Source organism: Kitasatospora sp. NPDC036755 (genome assembly GCF_040636595.1).
GTDB lineage: Bacteria > Actinomycetota > Actinomycetes > Streptomycetales > Streptomycetaceae > Kitasatospora.
In genome coordinates this window covers 1-3,418 of sequence record NZ_JBEZUT010000554.1, presented here as the reverse complement: position 1 = coordinate 3,418, position 3,418 = coordinate 1, and the positions used below count along the sequence as shown (strand labels likewise).

The 3,418-nt window shown below is 74.7% G+C and carries 4 protein-coding genes and 1 pseudogene; all 5 read left to right on the top strand.

Annotated elements, in window-relative coordinates:
- Window positions 1-379: pseudogene (locus AB0E96_RS39765) on the top strand (hypothetical protein); the annotation flags it as partial.
- Window positions 380-396: 17 nt separating this feature from the next.
- Window positions 397-783, top strand: a complete 387-nt coding sequence (locus tag AB0E96_RS39760) for a roadblock/LC7 domain-containing protein (RefSeq protein WP_181970384.1) — start codon at window positions 397-399, stop codon at window positions 781-783.
- Window positions 784-861: 78 nt separating this feature from the next.
- Entirely contained in the window at window positions 862-1,224 is a 363-nt protein-coding gene (locus AB0E96_RS39755; RefSeq protein ID WP_359831541.1) for a DUF742 domain-containing protein, read from the top strand.
- On the top strand, window positions 1,205-1,825 hold the full coding sequence (locus tag AB0E96_RS39750; RefSeq protein ID WP_359831539.1) for an ATP/GTP-binding protein: 621 nt from the start codon (window positions 1,205-1,207) through the stop codon (window positions 1,823-1,825). Before AB0E96_RS39755 ends, AB0E96_RS39750 begins: the two co-directional genes overlap by 20 nt.
- A gap of 125 nt (window positions 1,826-1,950) precedes the next feature.
- On the top strand, window positions 1,951-3,418 hold a 1,468-nt coding region (locus tag AB0E96_RS39745), incomplete at its 3' end, for a cytochrome P450 (RefSeq protein ID WP_359831537.1).

Genomic DNA, 3,418 nt, shown 5'->3' with positions numbered 1-3,418 from the left:
GCCGACGCCGCAGCCGACCGGGCCGATGGCCGGGCCGCCGGACCGGGCGCCGCGCCCCACCAAGGAGCCGAAGCAGCCGGGCCTGTGGCTGGAGGCGTTCATGGACGGCATCAAGGGCACCGGCCCGAGCCCCTCCGGACCGGCGGGCGCGCAACCCGGCCCCGGCACGCACCCCGTGTCCGGCGCCCGGCCCGGCCCCGGCACGGATCCCGACCCCGGCGTCGGCCTCGGACAGGGCCACGGCTCCGGGCAGGCACACGGGCAGGAACGCGGCTCCGGGCAGGGACACGGACACACCACGGACGCCGGGCAGGCGGGTACCGGACGCACCGGCACCGCGCCCACCGGTGAAGAGACGGCAGGGAAAGGCGAGCAGTGATTCCGCACCGTAACAACATGGACTGGATCCTCAACGACCTGGCGCACAGCGTCCCGTGCGTGCGCCACGTGATCGTGCTGTCCGCCGACGGCCTGCGGATCGCCCAGTACGGCACCGACCCGGACACCGCCGACCGCCTCGCCGCCGCCTGCGCCGGGCTGCAGAGCCTGGCCGGAGCGATCGGCCACGAGTTCCCGCACGGCGACGGCTCGATGCGGCTGGTGGTGATCGAGGTGGACGGCGGCTACTTCTACCTGATGGCGGCGGGCGACCGCGCCTACCTCGCGGTGCTCGCCGACGAGGGCGTGGACGCCGGGCTGGTCAGCCACCAGATGCGCGACCTGGTCGCCCGGATCGGCGAGCACCTGTCCACGCCGCCGCGCAACCCCGAGGCGGTCGCGTGAACCGGCCCCCGGTCCGGTCCGTCTCCACGGGCTCCGGCTGCGGGACGGTCACGTGAACGAGCACAGTGAGGCGGCGGCATGACGGCCGAGCAGGGCGGCTGGGAGGGCCCCGAGCCCGACCGGCTGTACGTCATCACCCGGGGCCGCAGCGGCCCCTCCGGGCCGGGGGTCTTCGACCTGGTCACCCTGATCGTCTCCGGCGCGGAGCCGACCCCCGCCCATCAGCCGGAGCACGCCGCGATCCTGCGGCTGTGCCGTTCCCCGCTCTCGGTCGCGGAGGTCTCCGCCTACCTGGAGCTGCCCGTCAGCGTGGTCACCGTGCTGCTGGCGGACCTGCTCGACGACGGGCTGATCGAGGCCCGCAGCGCCGCCGTGCCCGCGGCGGAACTCCCCGACCGTGCCCTGTTGGAGGCGGTGATCCATGGACTTCAACGGCTCTGACACGGTGGCCGGGCCGGCCGGCCCGGACCTGCTGCCGGACAGCGTGACCACGGCGGTCAAGGTGGTGGTGGTCGGCGGCTTCGGTGTCGGCAAGACGACGCTGGTCGGCGCCGTCAGCGAGATCCGGCCGCTGACCACCGAGGAGACCATGACCCAGGCCGGGGTCGGGGTGGACGACCCGACCGGGGTCGAGCAGAAGACCTCCACCACCGTCGCCATGGACTTCGGCCGGATCAGCATCAGCGAGCGGCTCGTGCTGTACGTCTTCGGCACCCCCGGCCAGGAGCGGTTCTGGTTCCTCTGGAACGGCCTGTTCGAGGGCGCCCTGGGCGCGGTCGTCCTGGTGGACACCCGCCGACTGGAGGTCAGCTTCGAGGTGATCGGGCGGCTGGAGGAGCGCGGCGTGCCCTTCGTGGTGGCCGTCAACGGCTTCCCGGAGGCGCCGTCCGTCCCGCTCGACGAGCTGCGCGGCGCGCTGGACCTGCCGGCCGAGGTGCCGATCGTCAGCTGTGACGCGCGCAGCCGGGAGTCCAGCCGGGACACCCTGATGACCCTGATGCACTACCTGTACGAGCTGGCCGCCCCGTCCGCCGCCCGCTGAGCCCGCGGCTGCTCCGCACCTGGCCGTCACACCGACGACCATCACCGACGACCATCACCGACGACCGTCGCCGAAGCCCGAAGACCGAAGCCCGCCACCGACCCCCATCCGCGACCGGAGACCCCGTGACCACCGCGTTCCCCGAACCCGCCGGCCCCGCCCCGGCCACCGCCCCGCCGCCCGGCTGCCCGGCCCACGCGGGCGGCGGCATCGCCCCGACCGGCCCCGGCGGCCTGCTCCGCCTGTACGGCCCCGAGGCCGAGGCCGACCCGGCGGGCCTGTACGAGAAGCTGCGCGCCGAGCACGGCGAGGTGGCCCCGGTGCTGCTGCACGGCGACCACCGGGCCTGGCTGGTGCTCGGCCACGGCGCCAACATCACGGTGATGCGCACCCCCACGCTGTTCTCCCGGGACTCGCGCCGGTGGAACGCCTTCCGCAACAACGAGGTCCCGGCCGACTCCCCGCTGCTGCCGGTGGTCGCCTGGCAGCCGATCTGCGTGTTCGCGGACGGCGACGAGCACCGCCGGCTGCGCGGCGCGCTGCTGGACGGCCTGAACGGCTTCGACCGGCGGGGCATCCGCCGGCACGTCCGCCGCTTCACCACCGACCTGGTCCAGGTGGTCGGGCCGACCGGCCGGGCCGAGCTGATCTCCCAGTTCGCCGAGCACCTGCCGATGCTGGTGATGACCAAGCTGCTCGGCATGCCGGACGAGTACGGGCCCCAACTGGTCACCGCCGCACGGGACCTGATGAAGGGCACCGAGACGGCGATCGCCAGCAACGAGTACGTGGTCGCCGGTCTGCGCCGGACCATCGCCATCAAGCGCGACAGCCCCGGCGACGACCTGACCAGCCGCCTGCTGGCGCACCCGGCCGGGCTGACCGAGGACGAGGTGATGGAGCACCTGCGGGTGGTGCTGCTCGCCGCGAACGAGACCACCGTCAACCTGATCGCCGACTCGCTGAAGATGGTGCTCACCGACCCGCGCTTCCGCGCCCACCTCTCCGGCGGGCAGATGACCCTGGGCGAGGCCCTGGACCAGGTGCTCTGGGACTCCCCGCCGATGTCCCTGGTGGCCGGCCGCTGGGCGACCGCCGACACCGAGCTGGGCGGGCAGCGGATCGAGGCCGGGGACCTCCTGCTGCTCGGGCTGGCCGCGGGCAACGTCGACCCGGTGGTCCGGCCCGACCTGGCGGCCCCGCTGTACGGCAACCGCTCCCACCTGTCCTTCGGCGCGGGACCGCACGAGTGCCCCGGCCAGGACATCGGGCGGCACGTCGCGGAGGCCGGGATCGACATCCTGCTCACCCTGCTGCCGGACGTCCGGCTCGCGGTGCCGGAGGAGGAGCTGACCTGGAGCTCCGCCTGGATCTCCCGGCACCTGACGGCGCTGCCGGTGGAGTTCACCGCCCGCGACATCGAGCCGGACCCGGTCTCGGTGGCCGAGGCCGAACTGGCGGAGGCCGACCAGGCGAAGGCGGAGCGCACGGACGCGGGCCAGCCGGGCGAGGGGCGGGCGGCCGCCGCACCGGAGCCGGACGGCCAAGCGGGCCCGGCGGCCCCGACGGCCCCGGCGAGCCCGACGGTGCCCG